This window comes from Paramesorhizobium deserti (assembly GCF_001558695.1).
GTDB classification, from domain to species: domain Bacteria; phylum Pseudomonadota; class Alphaproteobacteria; order Rhizobiales; family Rhizobiaceae; genus Paramesorhizobium; species Paramesorhizobium deserti.
Window position 1 is genome coordinate 17,651 of record NZ_LNTU01000034.1, and the last position, 17,053, is coordinate 34,703.

The 17,053-nt window shown below is 59.4% G+C and carries 17 protein-coding genes; all 17 read right to left on the reverse strand.

Features of this window, described 5'->3' with window-relative positions:
• Window positions 1–35: 35 nt before the first annotated feature.
• Window positions 36–803 carry a flagellar biosynthetic protein FliR gene (fliR, locus tag ATN84_RS16335; protein ID WP_068883488.1) on the reverse strand — a complete coding sequence of 256 codons (768 nt, stop codon included), beginning with the start codon at window positions 801–803 and terminating at the stop codon, window positions 36–38.
• 18 nt (window positions 804–821) lie between these two features.
• Entirely contained in the window at window positions 822–2,912 is a 2,091-nt protein-coding gene (gene flhA, locus ATN84_RS16340) for a flagellar biosynthesis protein FlhA (RefSeq protein WP_068882747.1), read from the reverse strand.
• A 57-nt stretch (window positions 2,913–2,969) separates the two neighbouring features.
• Entirely contained in the window at window positions 2,970–3,236 is a 267-nt protein-coding gene (fliQ, locus tag ATN84_RS16345; protein WP_068882748.1) for a flagellar biosynthesis protein FliQ, read from the reverse strand.
• Window positions 3,237–3,258: 22 nt separating this feature from the next.
• The gene (gene flgD, locus ATN84_RS16350; protein WP_068882749.1) at window positions 3,259–3,672 is read right to left on the reverse strand and encodes a flagellar hook assembly protein FlgD; all 414 of its coding nucleotides are present in this window, start codon (window positions 3,670–3,672) and stop codon (window positions 3,259–3,261) included.
• Window positions 3,669–4,139, reverse strand: coding sequence for a flagellar biosynthesis repressor FlbT (gene flbT, locus ATN84_RS16355; RefSeq protein ID WP_068882750.1), 471 nt, complete (start codon window positions 4,137–4,139; stop codon window positions 3,669–3,671). The genes flgD and flbT overlap by 4 nt, the downstream gene beginning before the upstream one ends.
• The gene (gene flaF / locus ATN84_RS16360; protein ID WP_068882751.1) at window positions 4,140–4,484 is read right to left on the reverse strand and encodes a flagellar biosynthesis regulator FlaF; all 345 of its coding nucleotides are present in this window, start codon (window positions 4,482–4,484) and stop codon (window positions 4,140–4,142) included.
• Between the two features lie 75 nt (window positions 4,485–4,559).
• Complete coding sequence (locus ATN84_RS16365) at window positions 4,560–5,609, reverse strand: flagellar hook-associated family protein (RefSeq protein ID WP_068882752.1); 1,050 nt, start codon at window positions 5,607–5,609, stop codon at window positions 4,560–4,562.
• Between the two features lie 2 nt (window positions 5,610–5,611).
• Window positions 5,612–7,072 carry a flagellar hook-associated protein FlgK gene (flgK, locus tag ATN84_RS16370; RefSeq protein ID WP_068882753.1) on the reverse strand — a complete coding sequence of 487 codons (1,461 nt, stop codon included), beginning with the start codon at window positions 7,070–7,072 and terminating at the stop codon, window positions 5,612–5,614.
• A gap of 31 nt (window positions 7,073–7,103) precedes the next feature.
• On the reverse strand, window positions 7,104–8,369 hold the full coding sequence (locus ATN84_RS16375) for a flagellar hook protein FlgE (RefSeq protein WP_068883490.1): 1,266 nt from the start codon (window positions 8,367–8,369) through the stop codon (window positions 7,104–7,106).
• Window positions 8,370–8,501: 132 nt separating this feature from the next.
• Window positions 8,502–9,185: a flagellar transcriptional regulator FtcR gene (gene ftcR / locus ATN84_RS16380; protein ID WP_068882754.1), complete on the reverse strand. Its 684-nt coding sequence runs from the start codon at window positions 9,183–9,185 to the stop codon at window positions 8,502–8,504.
• A gap of 234 nt (window positions 9,186–9,419) precedes the next feature.
• A complete protein-coding gene (locus tag ATN84_RS16385; protein ID WP_244491124.1) occupies window positions 9,420–9,890 on the reverse strand; it encodes a transglycosylase SLT domain-containing protein in 471 nt (156 codons plus the stop codon).
• A gap of 55 nt (window positions 9,891–9,945) precedes the next feature.
• Window positions 9,946–11,370 carry a flagellar hook-length control protein FliK gene (gene fliK, locus ATN84_RS16390; protein ID WP_082766336.1) on the reverse strand — a complete coding sequence of 475 codons (1,425 nt, stop codon included), beginning with the start codon at window positions 11,368–11,370 and terminating at the stop codon, window positions 9,946–9,948.
• Window positions 11,262–12,518, reverse strand: coding sequence for a hypothetical protein (locus ATN84_RS16395; protein WP_068882757.1), 1,257 nt, complete (start codon window positions 12,516–12,518; stop codon window positions 11,262–11,264). The genes fliK and ATN84_RS16395 overlap by 109 nt, the downstream gene beginning before the upstream one ends.
• Entirely contained in the window at window positions 12,518–13,705 is a 1,188-nt protein-coding gene (locus tag ATN84_RS16400; protein ID WP_068882758.1) for a MotB family protein, read from the reverse strand. Before ATN84_RS16400 ends, ATN84_RS16395 begins: the two co-directional genes overlap by 1 nt.
• Entirely contained in the window at window positions 13,702–14,349 is a 648-nt protein-coding gene (locus ATN84_RS16405) for a hypothetical protein (protein ID WP_153020272.1), read from the reverse strand. Before ATN84_RS16405 ends, ATN84_RS16400 begins: the two co-directional genes overlap by 4 nt.
• Before the next feature lie 2 nt (window positions 14,350–14,351).
• Window positions 14,352–16,085 carry a flagellar basal-body MS-ring/collar protein FliF gene (gene fliF / locus ATN84_RS16410; protein WP_068882760.1) on the reverse strand — a complete coding sequence of 578 codons (1,734 nt, stop codon included), beginning with the start codon at window positions 16,083–16,085 and terminating at the stop codon, window positions 14,352–14,354.
• 153 nt (window positions 16,086–16,238) lie between these two features.
• Window positions 16,239–17,036: a flagellin N-terminal helical domain-containing protein gene (locus tag ATN84_RS16415; RefSeq protein ID WP_068882761.1), complete on the reverse strand. Its 798-nt coding sequence runs from the start codon at window positions 17,034–17,036 to the stop codon at window positions 16,239–16,241.
• Between the last annotated feature and the right edge of the window lie 17 nt (window positions 17,037–17,053).

Genomic DNA, 17,053 nt, shown 5'->3' on the forward strand with positions numbered 1-17,053 from the left:
CAGGCTTTTGAGATCGGGGGCTATCTTCTGAACTCCTAAAAGCTGCGTAGGTGAATATCCAATTCCGAAACGAAGAAGCTCAGGAGCTCCGGCAGGAGGAAGTAAATCAGCACCAGACCACCGGCGAGCACGAATGGCAGCGAGATGAAGTAGACCGGGATCGTCGGCGTCAGCTTGTTGACGAGGCCGATGGCGATGTTGACGAGAATTGCGAAGGCGAGAAACGGCGCCGCGATCCGCAATGTACCGATGAAGGCGCGGGAGAAGGCGTCCGTGATGTCCACAAGCGCTGCATCAGGCCGCAAACCGCTGTCGATCGGAATGACGGAATAAGAGGACAGGAGTGCCCGGAACACTTCTTGATGAAGGTCAGTGACAAAAAACAGAAAGAGTGCTGAAAGCGTGATGATGCTGGCGATGATCGCCTGCGGTTCCGATTCTTCGATTGAACCGCCCGGCGGGCCGGAATAGCCGATCGCCATGGCCACGGTGCTTGCCATGAACTGCAGCGCCCAGAAATAGACGCGCGCCAATATGCCGATCAGCCCGCCGACCATGCTTTCCGTTACGATAAGCCGCAAGATCGTCCAGGGCTGCACGTTTTCGAGCGTGATTCCCAACCGTGACTGAAGCAGCGGAACGACCATCAGCGAGCAGGCAAGCGCAAGGAAAAGCCGAACCGGCATCGGAATGCGCGGGCTTGATATTCCCGGCATGACCATCAGACAGGCCCCCACCCTGGCGAAAACCAGAAATGCGGTTAGCACCATTTCGTTGAGCGGCAGCGAAAATATCACGGGCAACAGCACGCGGCCCCGCTCTCAGGAAATCGTCCCGAGCGATTTCACTTCGACGCCGCGCGCGATCTCCACATGGGAGAGTACGGAAAGCGTGGCGAAAAGCCGCTCGATGATCATGCGGATATAAGGACGTGCCTCGGGCGAAGCGACCAGCACGAAGCGCTCACCGTTATCCAGATGTTTGCGAATCGCCGTACTGGCTTCGGTGCCGAACTGCTCGAGCAGGCGCGGTTCGATGTCGAATTCAATGATCTCACCCTTTGCATCCCGCTTGAGGCTCTGGTGGAAAACGAGATCCCAGCGATTGCCGAGCCTCAGCACGTTAAGCACCCCGTTTTCCGAAAGATCGCCGCATATCTGCTGCGCCATGCGCATCCGCACATGCTCGACGATCAGCTCGGAGCGACGCACATGCGGCGCGATCTCGGCGATCGCCTCCAGGATGAGATGCAAATTGCGGATCGAAACCCGCTCGGCAAGCAGGAGCTTAAGCACGGCCTGCAGCCCGGAATAGGAAAGATGGCCGGGACAGATATCGTCGAGCAACTTGCGGTATTCAGGCCCGAGCCGGTCGAGCAGAATGCGCATGTCCTTATAGGAGAGAAGCTGCGCCAGATTGTTGCGGATGATCTCGCTCAAATGGGTCAGCAGCACGGAGAGATTATCCACCGTCATATAGCCATCGCGCTTGAGTTCAGCTGCGAAGGTCTCGGGCACCGAATAGGCCTTCATGCCGAAGGCCGGCTCACGCATCTCCTCACCCGGCACATCGGGCGGGTTGCGCTCACCGAGCACAACCAGTGTTTCGCCCACGCGCAATTCGTGTGAGGCGACGGCGGTGCCGTGAATCTTGATCCGGTAGACTTTGGGCGCCAGCGAGAGATCGTCCGTGACCTTGATCTCCGGAATGACGAAACCGTATTCCAGCGCGAATTTCTTGCGCATCTTGTTGACGCGGTGGGCGAGTTCTTCCTGCGAGGCTAGAAGCTTCGTCGAGAGCTGCTTGCCCAGGCAGAGTTCTATCTGTGCCGTCTCCAGCGAAGCCTTGACCGAATTGCGCTCTTCTTCCTCCGCCTGCCGCTGCTTTTTGGCGACTTCCGCCAGATCCGCCTCGCGTCTGCGCGCCAGGCGGCGCGGAATCGCGAACCCGATAGTCGCCATCCCGGCCGCCAGCATGAAAAACGGAAAGGCCGGAAGGCCGGGCAGGACACCAAGCACGAAAAGCAGAAGTGCCGCGATGAAGAGGGCCTTGGGATAGGCGCCGAGCTGACCGAACACCGCCTGATCGGTGGAGCCGCGCGTGCCGCCCTTGGAGACGAGCAGGCCAGCGGCGAGCGAGACGATGAGGGCGGGAATCTGCGTCACCAGGCCGTCACCGACCGAAAGCTTGGTGAAGACGTCAGCCGCCTGCCCGATATCCATCCCGTGACGGGTGACGCCGATGACGATGCCGCCGAAAATATTGACGGTCGTTATGATGAGACCGGCGATGGCGTCGCCGCGGACGAATTTCGATGCACCGTCCATCGAGCCGAAGAACGAGCTCTCCTCCTCCAGTTCCCGCCGGCGGTGCTGCGCCTGCTTCTCGTCGATCAGTCCCGAGGAAAGGTCCGCGTCGATTGCCATCTGCTTGCCGGGGATGGCATCGAGCGTGAAACGCGCGCCTACCTCGGCAATACGGGTAGCGCCCTTGGTGATGACCAGAAAATTGACGATGATGAGAATGCAGAAGACGACCAGCCCAATGACGAAATCGCCGCCCATGACGAATTGCGAGAAACCATGGATGACGTTGCCCGCCGCCGTATAGCCCTCATTACCGTGGGTGAGGATCACGCGGGTCGTGGCGATATTGAGCGACAGCCGCATCATGGTCGCGATCAGGAGCACTGTCGGGAAAGCCGAAAAATCCAGCGGCCGCTGGATCCAAAGGGAAACCATCAGGATCAGCACCGAAAAAGCGATCGAGAAGGCAAGGCCGATATCGAGAAGCAGCGCCGGGACGGGAAGGAACAGAACCGTGAGGATGATGACAATGCCGGCCGCGAAACCGATGTCGCTGCCCGTCAGAAATCCCTTGTCACCGAACGATTTGATTGCACTCTGCTGCACATTGTTCTCCCATGCTGTTCGGGGAGAATAGTCTGCGAAGCTTGCGCGAGGATTTGCTCAGAAACCTTTTTCGATGCGCGAATAAGTGAGAAGCGTAAGCGCATTGATCTGCGCCCCGACGAAGGGCGCGGTAAAGGCCAGGACCACGAATATCACGATGATCTTGGGAATGAAGGTGAGCGTGATTTCCTGCACCTGCGTCAGTGCCTGGAAAAGTGCGATGCCGATGCCGGCGACCATGGCGGCAAGAACGGCGGGACCGCTGGCAGCGAGGACCGTCCAGATCGCCGAATTGATGATGTCGAGCGCATCCGCCTCGTTCATCGCCCGCCTCCACCACGCCGTCTCAGCTGATGGTGACGCCCGCCGTGATCGGCAGCTCGGTGCCGTCGGCGAGTTTCGCAACCATTCCGTCCTGCAGGATGCGCACGGATTTCACTTCACCGCTGATCGTCCCGTCGGCGTTGGTAACCGTACGCCCGATCAGGCCATCGGCTTGAGAGAGCGCGGAATTGCCGAGAAGCTTCTCAAGCTTGCTGTTCATCTGCACGGCCTGTTCGACATTGGAGAATGTCGCCAGCTGCGAGACATATTGCGTAGAATCCATCGGCTGCGTCGGATCCTGGTTCTTCATCTGCGCGACGAGGAGTTTCAGGAAGGAATTATAATCCGCCGTGGCCGCGCTCGCCGCCGAACTGGTGGCTGTCGTCGACGTGTTGTTGTTCGTCGTCTGGTTGGAAACGCTGGGTGTGGTCGTCATGCCACGGCCTCCGAAACCTGGGTCAGAATTCTGGGTTCGCGCTTTGCTTCATCGCTGCCCATGATCGCTGCCTCGATGGGATAAAGGCCGCGAAGGGTCTTCAGCGCCTCGAACACGCGGCCCTGGTGGACGAGTTCGTCGGTGAGCTTCAGTCCTTTCAGGATCTCCGCATCCTCGAACGTCTTCAGCATCGCCTTCAGCATGGCCTTGAAGGTTTCGCCTGCCTGCTCTGCGACGGCCGGATTGATGAGCATGATTTGCGCCGCGAAATAGAGCTGACGCAGAGGTGTCGTCGTCTGTTCGGGCTGGAGAACATGGTTCTCCAGAAGAAAGGTCGCATCGTTCAGGAGTTCGAGCGAAACCTTGCGGTCGGCACGGAGCACCGCCCCGTTTATATAGATTTTCTCGCCCGCCCGCAGCGAAAGGCGCATGGTATTTTTGGACGCCGATGCCTTCTCTTGTGCCATCTAGAGACTATCCCTGATCGTTCGGGTGATATCGATGATGGAATCGTAATCGTCGGACTCGCCCTGCCTGATCCGTTCCAGTTCCTTGAGGATAAAAATGCCGATGGAAATGATGGCCGCCTTGAGCTCCTTCGGCAGCGCATTTTCTTCACTGCCGAGATCCTCGATCAGCGTCGTCCACAGCCGCAGGGTGAAATAGCCGGCGTCAATGCCTTCCCGCGAGGATGCGCCATGCTCGCGGGCAGCTTCAAGCTTTTCGATGGAACGATCGAAGAGCATGCGCTCGCGTTCCTTTGCGCTCGCCGTATCTTCGCTCATTACATCTTCATAGCGCAGTTGATACATATCGTCTCCGGGCGTATTTCAGGAAAGTAATACTTAAAGAATCAAATTAACCCCCTTAAGCATTACTTCAAAAAATTACTTCAAGTAGTTGAGCAGACTCATACCCATGAGCCTGACCGTCATCGCATAGGACGTCTCGATCTGCGAAGTCAGCGCGCTAACGCGCGTCGCCGCCTCATAGGGATCGACGGCTTCGAGATCACGGACAGAGTTGTTCAGAATGTTGAGCTGGGCCGCAATGCGCGTATTGGCATTGGTCGTTCGGGCCTGCGCAATGCCAAGCGTGGACTGCGACTGGGACACCGACGTGATCGCCCCGGTCGTCGTCGAGAGAGCCTTGTCGATCAACGCGGAGAAGGCGTCGTCGTTGAGGCCGATATTGCCGAGTTCGGCAACCATGGTGAAGCTCATCGCGGCCTTCCGGAAGCCCTCCCCATTGGCGCTGACCGATGTCTCCAAGAGCTCGGTCGGTGCGATGCGGCTCTTGATCACCGTGCTTGAGGCCGAGGACCAGTTGCTGCTCCAGTTCGCTTCGCTGAATTCGTCGGCGAATGCCGTATCGAGGAATGCTTCCATATCGGCCGCAGAAATGTCGGCGACCTGCGGGGCATCCATCGCAAATCCGAAGTGGCTTTCGAAAGCGGTTTGAACCGCTGTCCGAGCCGCGCTGTCGTCGGCATAATAGTCGCCGACCGGCCTCACATCGGTATTGACGCCGGCAAAGATATATTCGCCGGCATAGGTGCTGTTGAGGAGACCGATCGTCGTCTGAAGCGCCGACTTGGCGCTCTGGACGATGGTGTTCTTTCCTCCCGCGGTCGAGGTCGCCCCCGTCAGATTGGCCAGGAAATCCTGCGCCTCGTCGATCACACTCTCGATCGCTGTCTGCGACGTCTTCATCCGCTCGGAGACCAGCTTGTTCATGTCGGTCAGCGACGTCAGCCTGTCATATTCCTTGCGCAGCGAAATCGTCTGGCCGGAACGTGCCCCTAGCGCCAGGCCGACATCGAAAACGGTGCCGGTGGTCGCTTCCTGCTGCGCTTTCAACAACTCCGTCTGCGCTTTGGAAACGACCGAACGCAAGGCATTTGAAAGAGCGTAGGATGAAACTGACTGGGCTTTCATGATTACCTCACCGCATTGAGGAGATCGTCGAGCATCGAGCCGATGGTCGTCAGGACCCGGCTTGATGCCTGAAACGATTGTTCGAGTTCGAGAAGGAGAGCCATCTCTTCATTGATGTCGACACCGGTGGCATTGGAAAGCGCCTGCTCCGCGCGCGACGAGACAGTTGAATTATAGGCACGGCTGTCAGCTGCCGCTTGCCGCTTGCCTTCGAGCCAACCTGCCGAAGCGGTGCTGTAGTCGATGATGCTAAGGTTCGCTCCAGCACCCGCAGCGGGATCGAAGCTGTGCGGCGCGCTAATCAATCCGATCAGCTGCTGCAAGCGATCGGAGAAACCGGCGGCATTTTCTGTATTGTAATCATAAGCGCCGCCGCTACCATCGCGCAGCAGCTCCGAGCTGCCGCCTTCGGAGCGGATATAGGCGGATGGCACACGGATCGTTCCGGCAATGCCGGGCACGAGCGCCCCATCCGCCGGCACATCGGGTGAACCGGAATAGCTGAACAAGCCGGTGATGGGCGGCAGGCCGGAGGCCGTCTGGTCCGTTTCCGAGAACAGGGTGACGAGGCTTCTGGCGATTTCGTCGAGCTGGCTCTGATAGTCCGGCGCGACCTGGTCGCGCAGTTGCAAAAGACCGCTCAGGCGTCCGGTCCCATAGGGTTGCTCGAAAGTGCTGTGGGAGAGCGGTACACCGTCGATATAGACATTGTTACCGCTGCTGCCGGGAGCGAAAGCCGTCGTCGGTTCGAAGTTCACCTTGCGTGCGGTCTTCTCGAACAGTGTCACGCCGGTTTCGGCGAAGATCACCATGTCATTGTCGGCCCGCGTCATGGTGGTGATGCCGATCTCGCCCGACAGCTGTTTCAGGATCGAATCACGCTGGTCAAGAAAGTCCGAGATGTCGGCACCCGACCGGGTGCCGTTGACGATGCTGCTATTGACCTCTTCGAATTTCGCCAGCAACCCATTGATGCTGTCGACCGAGGCGGCGATGTCGGCGTCCGCGTCGGCCCGCAGCTTTTGGATCTGGGACGTGCCCTCGTTGAGTGCGCTGGCAAGCGACACGGCCTTGTTGACGACAGTATCACCGGCCGTCGTGCTCTGGCTGGACTGGGTGGCATAGGCCTGCAGCGCATCGCGCAAATCGCCGATGAGAGCCGCGGGCGAGCCGGAATAGTCATCCGCCGAATAGAGCGAGGACAGACGATCGAGCCCCGTAGCGAGCGTGCTCGATGCCGCGTTCTGGCTGTTGGCTTGGATATAGCGGCTCAGCAGCGCCTCGTCCGCCGAACGGCTGACGTTCACATAGACCGAGCCATAGGCGCCCGAGACCAGGGATCCAGTGCGCTTGACATAGTTCGGATCGCTTGAGCCGGCGATGTTCCGCGATACCAGCGCCGTTTGCTTTGACGTGGCAGTGAGAGCACTCTGCGCCGTAAGCAATGCAGAACTTAGTGACATCCTTTATCCAATCCCGCCCGCATCAAAAGGGCTATCTCTTCAGGTTGACCAGCACATCCATCAAATCCGCGCCGGTCTGGAAGGCTTTGGAATTGGCGGTGTAGCTGCGTTGTGCTTCGATCATTTCGGTGAGTTCTTCGGCGATATCGGCATTGGATTCCTCGAGCGCACCGGAGGAAATGCTGCCCAAACCGCCATCCTGCGGGAATCCGAGCTGGATACCGCCCGAATCCTCGCTGGGCGCGTATACGTTCCCGCTCAGCACCTTCATGTTATCCGGGCTCGCCACGTTGCCGAGCGGAATGCGATAGATTTCGCGCTGGCTTCCGTTCTCATAAAGGGCAACAACGGAACCATCCGCACCGATATCCACGCTCTTGATTGCGCTCGGGCCTTGGCCGTCGATATTAGCCTCGTAGACGGTATATTTACCGGCAAGCTGCTTCGTGTCGGAAAGATCGAGATTAAGCGTTTGCCCGCCTGGAATATCGATCGCGAGCTTGCCGCCCGTCAGATTGCTGCCCCCGGTGAGTTTTCCAGTGGCTGCGTCGAACGTCATGGTCGAGGTTTCGAGCGGACCGGACGCGTAGGGAAAGCCGCCATTGGCCTGTGCATCCTTGGCGTTATAAACCGCGACTTCCCACTGATTATCAGCGGTTTTGCTGAAATAGACGTCGAGAACCACTGCCTTACCAAGATTGTCATAGGCAACGAGCGAGGTTTTGTTAGTGAAGCTTGAATCCGGATCATTAGCCCCGGCCTCTGGAGCGGTAACGGCGTCGGCATCCGCCGGCAGATTGACCGTGAATTTACCGGTTCGGCTCGGATCCGCGACTAGGTCCATCTGCGCGACGTTGATCTTTTCCAGCCCCTGGAAGCCGTTGGCGACGCTGTTCACTTGCCCGTTCACCACCGGATAGCCCATCAGGTAATAGCCGGCGGTGTTATAGAGATTGCCCTCCGGGTCCGCCACGAACGAGCCCGAGCGGGTCAGGTAGGGCGTGCCGTTCGCATTGCTGACGACGAAGAAGCCATTTCCGTCAATGGCAAGATCGGTCGACGATGCCGTGGAGCGGATGCCGCCCTGATCGGAAATCCCGTAACGCACCTCGGTCTTGACGCTTCCGGAGTTGTACTGGCCATCCGTGCTCGGCAGCACGAGCGAGGCGAATTGCGTGCTGGCGCGCTTGTAACCGGCAGTGCTGGCGTTAGCGATGTTTTCCGCAACGGCCGACAAACGGTTGACTTGGGCATTCATGCCCGAAACGCCGGTGCGCATCATCCCATAAAGGCTCATTTCCATCTCCTGATGTGAGGATTTCCGGAATCGAGGCTAGCTCACGACCCTTGCGTGAACCTGTCGCTCCGAGAGCACTCACTTTTCTGGGAAAACAGTATGGACCGGCCCATGCAGCCGGCCGAAGGACGACTACTCGATATTGATGCAGTAGCCGAGGAAGCGCTTTGAATCGATGGGATCGTGACCCAGGGCTTCCCTCAGTTTCTTGCGCAGCTTGCTGATGTGACTTTCAACCACATTCTCCTCGACCTCACTGTCGAAGATGCCGTAGATCGCATTGAAGATCTGCGTCTTGTTCAGCCTGCGCCCGCGATTGGCGATGAGATATTCGAGGATCCGCCGTTCGCGACGCGGGAGCAGAAATTCCACCCCGTTGATCTGCGGGTCGCGTCCATCCGAGAACACCCGGATCGGGCCGACCTGCGTTCCCGCCTGAGCGCCCGCCGCATCCGCACCGGCACGGCGGCGGATGGCATTGATGCGCGCGAGAATCTCGCGAACGTGAACCGGCTTGCGGACCACGTCGTCGACACCCGACTGGAACAACTCCAGCGTATGCTCCAGTGACTGCGTCTCGTTGACGGCAATGACCGGCGCCGAGCAACGCTCACGTATTTTAATAGGAAGATGATTACGATTGGCGCATTCGCCAATCAAAAAAGCTTCGACGGCCAGTATATCGCTCTGCGGAACTGAATCGACCCAATCGCCGAAATCAGCCGGAGAGAAGCCAGTCGTCGAAATTCCTTCCCGCCCAAACCAAGCAGAATACCCACTTGTCACTAGATTGCGTTCGTCCACAACCACAATCATCGGCCCGCCTTCCGAATCAGTATGTTACCCCGTGGGAACAACAACTAGCTGGCGCCGCGACTCAGCAGCAATCCCAATTTATTGGGATCAATAGATTGGGATACATATTAGAAGATGCGCAATGACAAAAAGCGATTTGCGAGACGACCGTGAGCGTCATATCGATAGCGGCGAAAAGCTTTATAAAGCTTTAACAAACCCCTATTTTCACGATTCATAACAATGCGTTACAGATCAAGCGTGGCAGAAGCTGCGCGCTTGCGCAGTCCAGTTTCCGAAGCCTGTCGCCACCATATTTTCCATTACCCGGCAAACATATTTCTTCTGTGCAGGGTCGTTATTGGGTCCGGCGTGATACCGGGCCACGGCGAGGGTCCAGTTGCCTTCGCGGGCCCGAAGCTGCTTCAGGAAGCGTGCGGCATAGTCGACATTGGTGCTCGGCGCCAGCATTTGCGCAACCGAGGGAAACGCCTTTCCATGAAAGTAATGGTTGATCTGCATACAGCCGAGATCAATCAGGCGTGCACCCTGCCGCCTTGCCTGCTCGAAACGTGATAGCGCCGCAGCAGCCGTCGGATAGAACTCCGCCTTACCCTCGATATTCATCGCATAGGGCTGCAACGAGTTCTTTCGCCCGGTCTCCGTCAGGCCGACGGCATAGAGGATGCCGATCGGAACACCATATCTGGCAGCCGCCTTGTGCATCTCCCGTTCGCAGGCATTCTCCGCCCGTGCGGATGCCGAGCCAAGCGCAACGATGCTAGACCACAAGACCGCGAGACAGAGGACGGCCGTTACGCGCATCGGCAGGCGAAGACGAGGCGTTTCCCTGCGCCTGCTCGTCCGCGCCCCAGTCCCCGCGCCGATCCCGATTGCCATTCCCCTCTCCCATATTGGTCTGCGGATGCCCACCGTTGCGCCCTGCGGATTGATCTTGTGCGCTAAAATTCTGCTGTCCTGCCTGATTGTTCATCATATTCGCCGTGGAAGAGTGCCCGCGTTCCGTCACCGTGATGGCGAGGACGACACTGTCGTCGAGCCCTGCTGTCCGCAGCGCCTTGCCAAGCATGTCGCTATCGGCGGCAAGACGCTCCGCCGTTTCGCGCCTGTCGGCCACCAGTTCCACCTGCATACCATCGGGAACGAGCCGCAGCCGAGCGGTAACCGTTCCCAGTTCAACCGGCTGCAACCGGATATTGAGCGTCCTCGTCGCGCCGTAGCTGCGCTCCGAGACAATTTCTATGTCGGCGATATGCATGGCCGGTTTTGCCGAAGCCGGCGCATTCGCCAGGTTGGGTTGATTGCTCACGCCGCCCATCCGGCTTTGCGTATTTGGTTGCAACGCGCCGCTATCGGAAACCTCGCCACGCCCTTTGATCGCCGTGCCGCCTGTATCCGCCTGCACGGCGGACTTTGCATCTTTTTCAGCACCGCTTTGGCGACGAATTCCTTCGCCACCTACCGATGAAGATGATCCCGGCTCATCATCATTTGCAACAGGCGCTTTGCCTTCGCCATTCGGTTTGGGCAGCCCATCCAAAGCCCGGCTATCGACCGCCTGCCGAGCCTCGGTAGGATGTCCCGCCATATCGGCATGTTTCGGCGCTTTCCCTTCTATCTTCGCATTCTGGGGCTGCATGCCAGCGCTCTCGTCCAACTGGATTTCTCCATCGATGTTTGAACCTTGCCCGCTTCGCTCTGCGCTTTCTCCGGCATCGCCAGCCAAAGCCTCCACCGTATCTTCGGATGCAACCGTCTCCGCCTGCCTCACGCGAAAAGGATCGAACGCAAGCATGGCCTGAGTGGCAATGGTGGAAACCGAGCCCGGTTCCTTGGCGTTGGGAGCCGTATCGTCATTCCAATGCTCGGCCTCAGCCTCGTCAGGGTCCGATGTCCGACTGCTCCGCTTCTCCGCCTTGTCCGTGACCTCCTTGACAAGCGCTTCGAAACTTGCCGCTGTTTTCACATCAGCAGCATTCTCATCCCTCGATGAGACCGCAGATTTGGATTTCGGTGCCTCCGCATGCGTCTGGCGCGCGGAAGGACGTGCCATCTGCGGAAGGATGTCGTCAATCGTCATTGGGTCGCCCTTCCCAGGAGCCGGTCGATTTCCGCCAGCTTCTTTTTTGTTTCGTCCACCGTGTCCTGGATGGCCGTGTCCGGCTCGGAGCCCTCTTGTGCCCATGATGGACCCGCTTCGCTGCCGGTCGAGACTGGAATCGACTCCACCTTGGGTGGCGCTGCCGGTCTGGCCGTTGCCTGCGCCGGCTCTTGGATAACCCGTCCAGCCATTGCCTCGGCCGCTTCAAGAAGCCGTCTGTCGCGTTCGTGCAGGCGTTCCTTCGGGATCTCCGATAATGTGTGCATGGCGTCCTGCGCACGCATCGACGCGGCTTTGCTCGCCGCCGAGTAGAGCTTGGCCTGGGTGTCGTCCAGATGCAGTTCGGCCGCCAGTTCGGCCGCCCTGGCGGCCGCGAACCTAGCACGCTCCATCTGCCCGTCCAGCAGTGCGCCGCGCGCCAAGCGCAGATAGAGGGCATGCTGCGCCGCAGGACTCGCAAACCGCACCAGCTCCGCTATTTCGTCGTTTCCGAGCCGATCCTTCAGTTGCAGAAGCGCATCGACAAACTGCGGAAAGAAATCCTGCGCATAGGGCGAATGGGGAAAGCGCTGGAGATAGTTCCGCGACAGCACGTTCACCTTCCCCGCATCATGAAGTCGCGCCGCAATCCTGAGGCTGCGCCGGATCGCCGCCTCCTCGAACAGCGAACCGGGCATGGTAAGACGGATCATGTCGAGCCGTTTCAACGCCATGGCGGGGTCGCTCGTCGCCAGTTGGGGCGAAGTGACGAGGTAGATCGATGCGACCAGCTCCTTCGGCAGTTCGGGCGGCAGCGGGTCGGAGAACTGCTGCAGGACCTCACCAGAATTGGCATCGGCATAGGCCAGGGCGCCTGCGATGAGGCGGGGCGGCAGAGCTTCAGACGGAGCAGCCGCCAGGACGGGCCTCACCACATCGGGGTTGCCGCCATTCAGGAGATAGATGACCGCCGCATGGAGATTGTCCGTTCTCGACCAGACATCGGGCGGGCTTGTCCGCAATTGTTCCGCGATACGCACCAGAACGCGGTTCAACATGGCAAGCGCCTCCGGCTTGCCGGCAACCACCTGATCCTGCAGCATGCGCAGGGAGCGGACGAGCTGATAAGGCTCTAGCCGCGCTAACTGCGATTGAGCCGCAGTTTGCGCACCGAACGCACCAGCTGGCGCCATGGCGACCGAGCACGCCAGGGCAAATATCGCGGCACGCAGGGAGCGTCTGTATCTGCTCATCACGGCGCCGTCTTCAGGAAGATGTCGATGCGGCGGTTTTCCGCGGCATAGGGATCATCAGACTTTTTTGGCTGCCGGTCGGCATATCCCTCGACGCGCAATATCCGCTTTTCATCGAGACCGCCGCGCACCAGCATATAATAGGCCATCTGCGCGCGCGCCGATGAGAGCCGCCAATTGTCATAAGCATCGCTTTTGAATGGCCGCGCATCCGTATGGCCGCTGATGATGACGTCGCCGTGCCTGCCGGCGATGATCTTGGCGATTTTTTCCAGAACCTCGACCACGCGCTTGTCGGGCTTGGCCGAGCCGATGGCGAACATGCCGTAATCGATCTTGTCGGTCAGCTGGATCATCACACCGCCTTCGGCGGGCACAACAGCGATATCAGGACTGCCCTGCCCCTCCCCGGCAGTCGCCTTGTTGATCTCCTGCGCCAGCTTTTCTGCCTCAGCGGTTTCCTTCGCATCCGGCGGGTTTTCGGCTTTTGCCGGCGTACTCTGCGCTTTTTCCGCCTGCTCCTTCTTATCCTCTGCTGCTATTTTTTTGGCAGTGGAACCCTGCGCTTCCGGCGCACCCTGCTTTGCATCATCCGTCGGCGAGCGGGGTGGCGGCGCCGTTTCCGCCATGGTGGGAAACAGCTCGTCGTCGGCACGGTTCGACCAATAATCTGGGTTGAAGGGATCACGATAGGCCTTGCCGCCCTCCGAACCGGTCATCGGACCCGCTGTCGCGGCACCACCCTCCCCTGCTTTCGACTGGTTCTGCATGACGCCGGTCTCATTGGCGATTTCGGCCAGAACGGCATAGGGTTCCTTGAACATCAGCCGTTCTTCAGTTTCGGACGGGGTCTGGGCCTTCGAATCGTTGATGACCTTGGTGCCCTCCTCCGCAGCCTTGTCGCTCTCGAAACGGACCTTGCCCTCGTTGAGGTCGATCTCCTCCACACCTTTGTGGCTCGAGTGCCGGTCGATCAGCTTGACCGGGTTGAAATAGCTCGCCACCGCCGCCTTGGTTTCCTCATTGGTGGCATTGATGAGCCACATGACCAGGAAGAACGCCATCATCGCGGTCATGAAGTCGGCATAAGCGATCTTCCAGACGCCGCCGTGATGCTCGTCATGATCCGCTCCGCCGCCGCGGCGCACGATGATGATCTCGCGTTGGGTCTCCGGATCGATATTCATCGGACGAGTGCCTTCAATTCGTCAAGCAGAGGCGCCAGCCGGGTTTCGATGATAGTCTCGCCGAGCTTCAAGCTGAGTTCCGTCTGCTCCGCCTCGACGAGTGTGAATTGCTCATGTGCAAACCCATCCACGCTTCGCAGCGCATCGATGAGCTCTCGCGGCCCCCTTATTTCCATGGCTGTTGCAGGCTTCACGGTGTCGGCAACCGCCCGCGCGAAGTCGGCGACCGCGCTCTTGCGCATGTGTTCGGCGATAAGCGGCTCGACAAGCATGGCGAGCTGCTGCGAGAAGGACGCTTCGAGCGCTGCGAATCCCTTATTCAACTGCATTATCAGACGATCGGCGGTCTCATTCATGACGGCAGCCTTGACTGCGCCGATCTCCTCCTCATGCACCCGCTGCATGCGCTGCTTTTCCGCTTCATAAAGCGCATCGGATTCCGCCCGGCCCGCATCACGGCCAGCCTCGAAAGCCTGTTTCAGCTGAAGTTCGGCATCGATCATTTCTTCGAATGGCTGTTCTGCAACCGCCTCTTCGTCAGGCTCGTCTTCCCCTGACGAAGCGGAAAGAATGATCACCCTCTCGTCGGGAATGCGTCGCGGTGAGAAATCGGAAAGAAGGCTGGCGATGGAAGGAGAGCCCATGATCATGCCGCCTTGCGTTCCGCTTCCCGGCCGGCGAAGGCGCGTGCTTCGATCGGAGCCTGCATTCCCTCATGTACCCACTGCTTGAGGACCGCTGCGACGCGCTCTTCGTCCATCTCGATCATCTGCTCCAGCCGATAGCGCGCCGGCGCGCGCATCCGCTGGCGGAGGTCTTCGAGGCTGTCCTGCGCCTGAGCCGCATAGGCATTTGCCCCCGAGAGTGCCGTTTCGCCGGCCGCGCCGATAGTCGCCAGTTGCCCCGAGCTCGTTAGATCCGGAACGGCGACTTCGCCCGCCTCGCGCTCACCCGCGGCCGCGACTGCCGGATTTCCGGCGATTTCGCGCATCAGAGGCCTTGCGCCGAACCAGATGATCAGCACGACCGCGCCGAGCAGCGCGGCAGCATTGATGAGGCTGCCGGCCTGCCCCAGGATCAACTCCGATATCGGCTTGGACGTAGGCTGCATGTCGTCACCGACCGGATCCATGAAATTCAGCGCCGTGACGTTGATCACATCGCCTCTGTCGGCATTGAGCCCCGCCGCGGTCGAAACCAGATCGCGGATCTTGGCCACCTGTTCATCGACAAAGTTCGCCGGCGGTGGTGTCGTGCCCGCCGAGGCGAGGAGCCGTGCCTGGTCGATGACCACGGCGATCGAGAGATGCCTGACCGAATAGCCGTCGCTGACCGTCGAGACGGTCTTGCTGTTGATCTCATAATTGGTCAGTTCCTCGCGCCGTTCGTTTCTTTCCGACGAGCTTTCCCCGTTGTTGCTCTGGATTTCCTCCTGCGGGATATTCTGTTCGACGCCCGTCGCATTATCGCTCTTCGAATTCTGCGAAGCGCCGTTTTCGCGCACCACGCGCACCGAGCGCTCGACCCGTGATTCGGGATCGAAGAGCGTTTCGCTGATCTGCCGGCGGTCCGTGTCGAGCGCCACCTGCACACTGGTCTGGAAATGGCCGACGCCCAGATAGGGCGCCAGCGCCTTGCGGATATTCTCGTCGATCGAGGCCGAAACCTGCTGTTCCAGTGTCGCGGTCATCACCGCCGCGCCATTGGCGTGATCGCCGCTCGATGCCAACAGGCGGCCATTGGTGTCAAGGACGGTCACTGAAGCCGCGTCGAGCGACGGAACCGCGGCGGCCACAAGCTGACGGATGGACTGGGCCGATTCCACGGCAAAGCCGCCCTCGGTCCGGATGACGACGGATGCCGAAGGCTTCTGGTCGGCGCGCCGGAAACTTCCCTTTTCCGGAAGAACGATATGGACGCGTGCCGCCTTGATCCCCCGGATAGCCTGGATCGTCCGGGCGATCTCGCCCTCCAGCGCCCGCACACGGGTGATCTCCTGCATAAAGGAAGTGAGCCCCAGCGAGCCCATATTGTCGAAAAGCTCGTAACCGGCATTGTTGCTTGTCGGCAGTCCCTTTTCCGCCAGAAGCATGCGGGCCTGCTCAGCCTTGCCGAATGGAACCAGGATGGACGTGCCGTCCGATTTCACGTCGAAAGGAATGCCGGCCTCGCCAAGCGCCATGCCCATGCGGTTGATGTCGTCGCGATTGAGCCCGACATAGAGCGTCTCGTAAGGAGGCCGGCTGAAATAGAAGCTCGAGAACAGGATTGTTCCAAAGAGCGCTGCGCCCACGAGTCCCAAGGCGATCAGCCGTCTTGTGCCGAGCTTGGCCAGCGCGCCTGAAAACTGTTCGAGAAATTGCCGGAAATTCTTCTGCATCGCATCCTGCCGCCATCATTTCATAGCGACCATAGCGAGCGAAGCTTGCGCGAAGTTAGAGCGGGAAACGCCCCGCTTGATAAGCCGTGATTAAAACACGGAAAGGGACCGTGCCCCCCGCACGGTCCCCCTGCCCCCCGCTTTATCGCCGTATTAACGGAACAGCGAGAGGATGCTCTGGTTGCTCGAGTTGGCAATCGACAGAGCCTGTACGCCAAGCTGCTGCTGAACCTGAAGAGCCGACAGACGTGCCGATTCCTTGTTCATGTCGGCATCGACGAGAGCGCCAACGCCACGATCGAGTGCATCGATCAGCTTGCTGTTGAAGGACGTCTGCGACTCGATGCGGCTTGCCTTGGAACCGAGCGTGGCGGCAGCTGCACGCATTGCCTTGATCGTGGTTTCCGCATCCGCCGCTGTCGCCGGCGCCGTGCCGAATGCACCTTCAAGGTCGTACTTCGCAACCGTCATGGTGTTGAGGGCAGCTGTACCACCACCTGCAGAAGAGGTGTAACCCGTGGTGATGGTAACGTCAGTGCCGGCCGTCGACAAAAGATTGATGCCTTCGAACGAAGCAGATTTTGCGATGTCAACGATCTGTGCGCTCATTTCTGCGACGTCAGCCTGAACAATCGCGTCATCAACGCCGGGGCTGCCAAGCGTAGCGAGCTTCGCCTGGATTTGCTCGGCGATTTTGATCGACTCTTCAAGGCCGGTAACAGCGGTATCAACGACTGCCTTACCAACGCCGAGAGCTTCCTGAGCGGCAGAAATGGTCTTGCTCTGCGACTCCATGCTGACCGAGATCGACCAATAAGCAGCGTTATCAGCTGCCGTATTGACCTTCCTGCCGGTGGCGATGCGGTCCTGCGTGGTGGCGAGCGCATTGTTGGTGGCGGTAAGCGTCTGCAATGCGGTCATAGCCGCAGCATTGGTCAGAAGACTGGCCATGGGTATTGCCCCTTTTC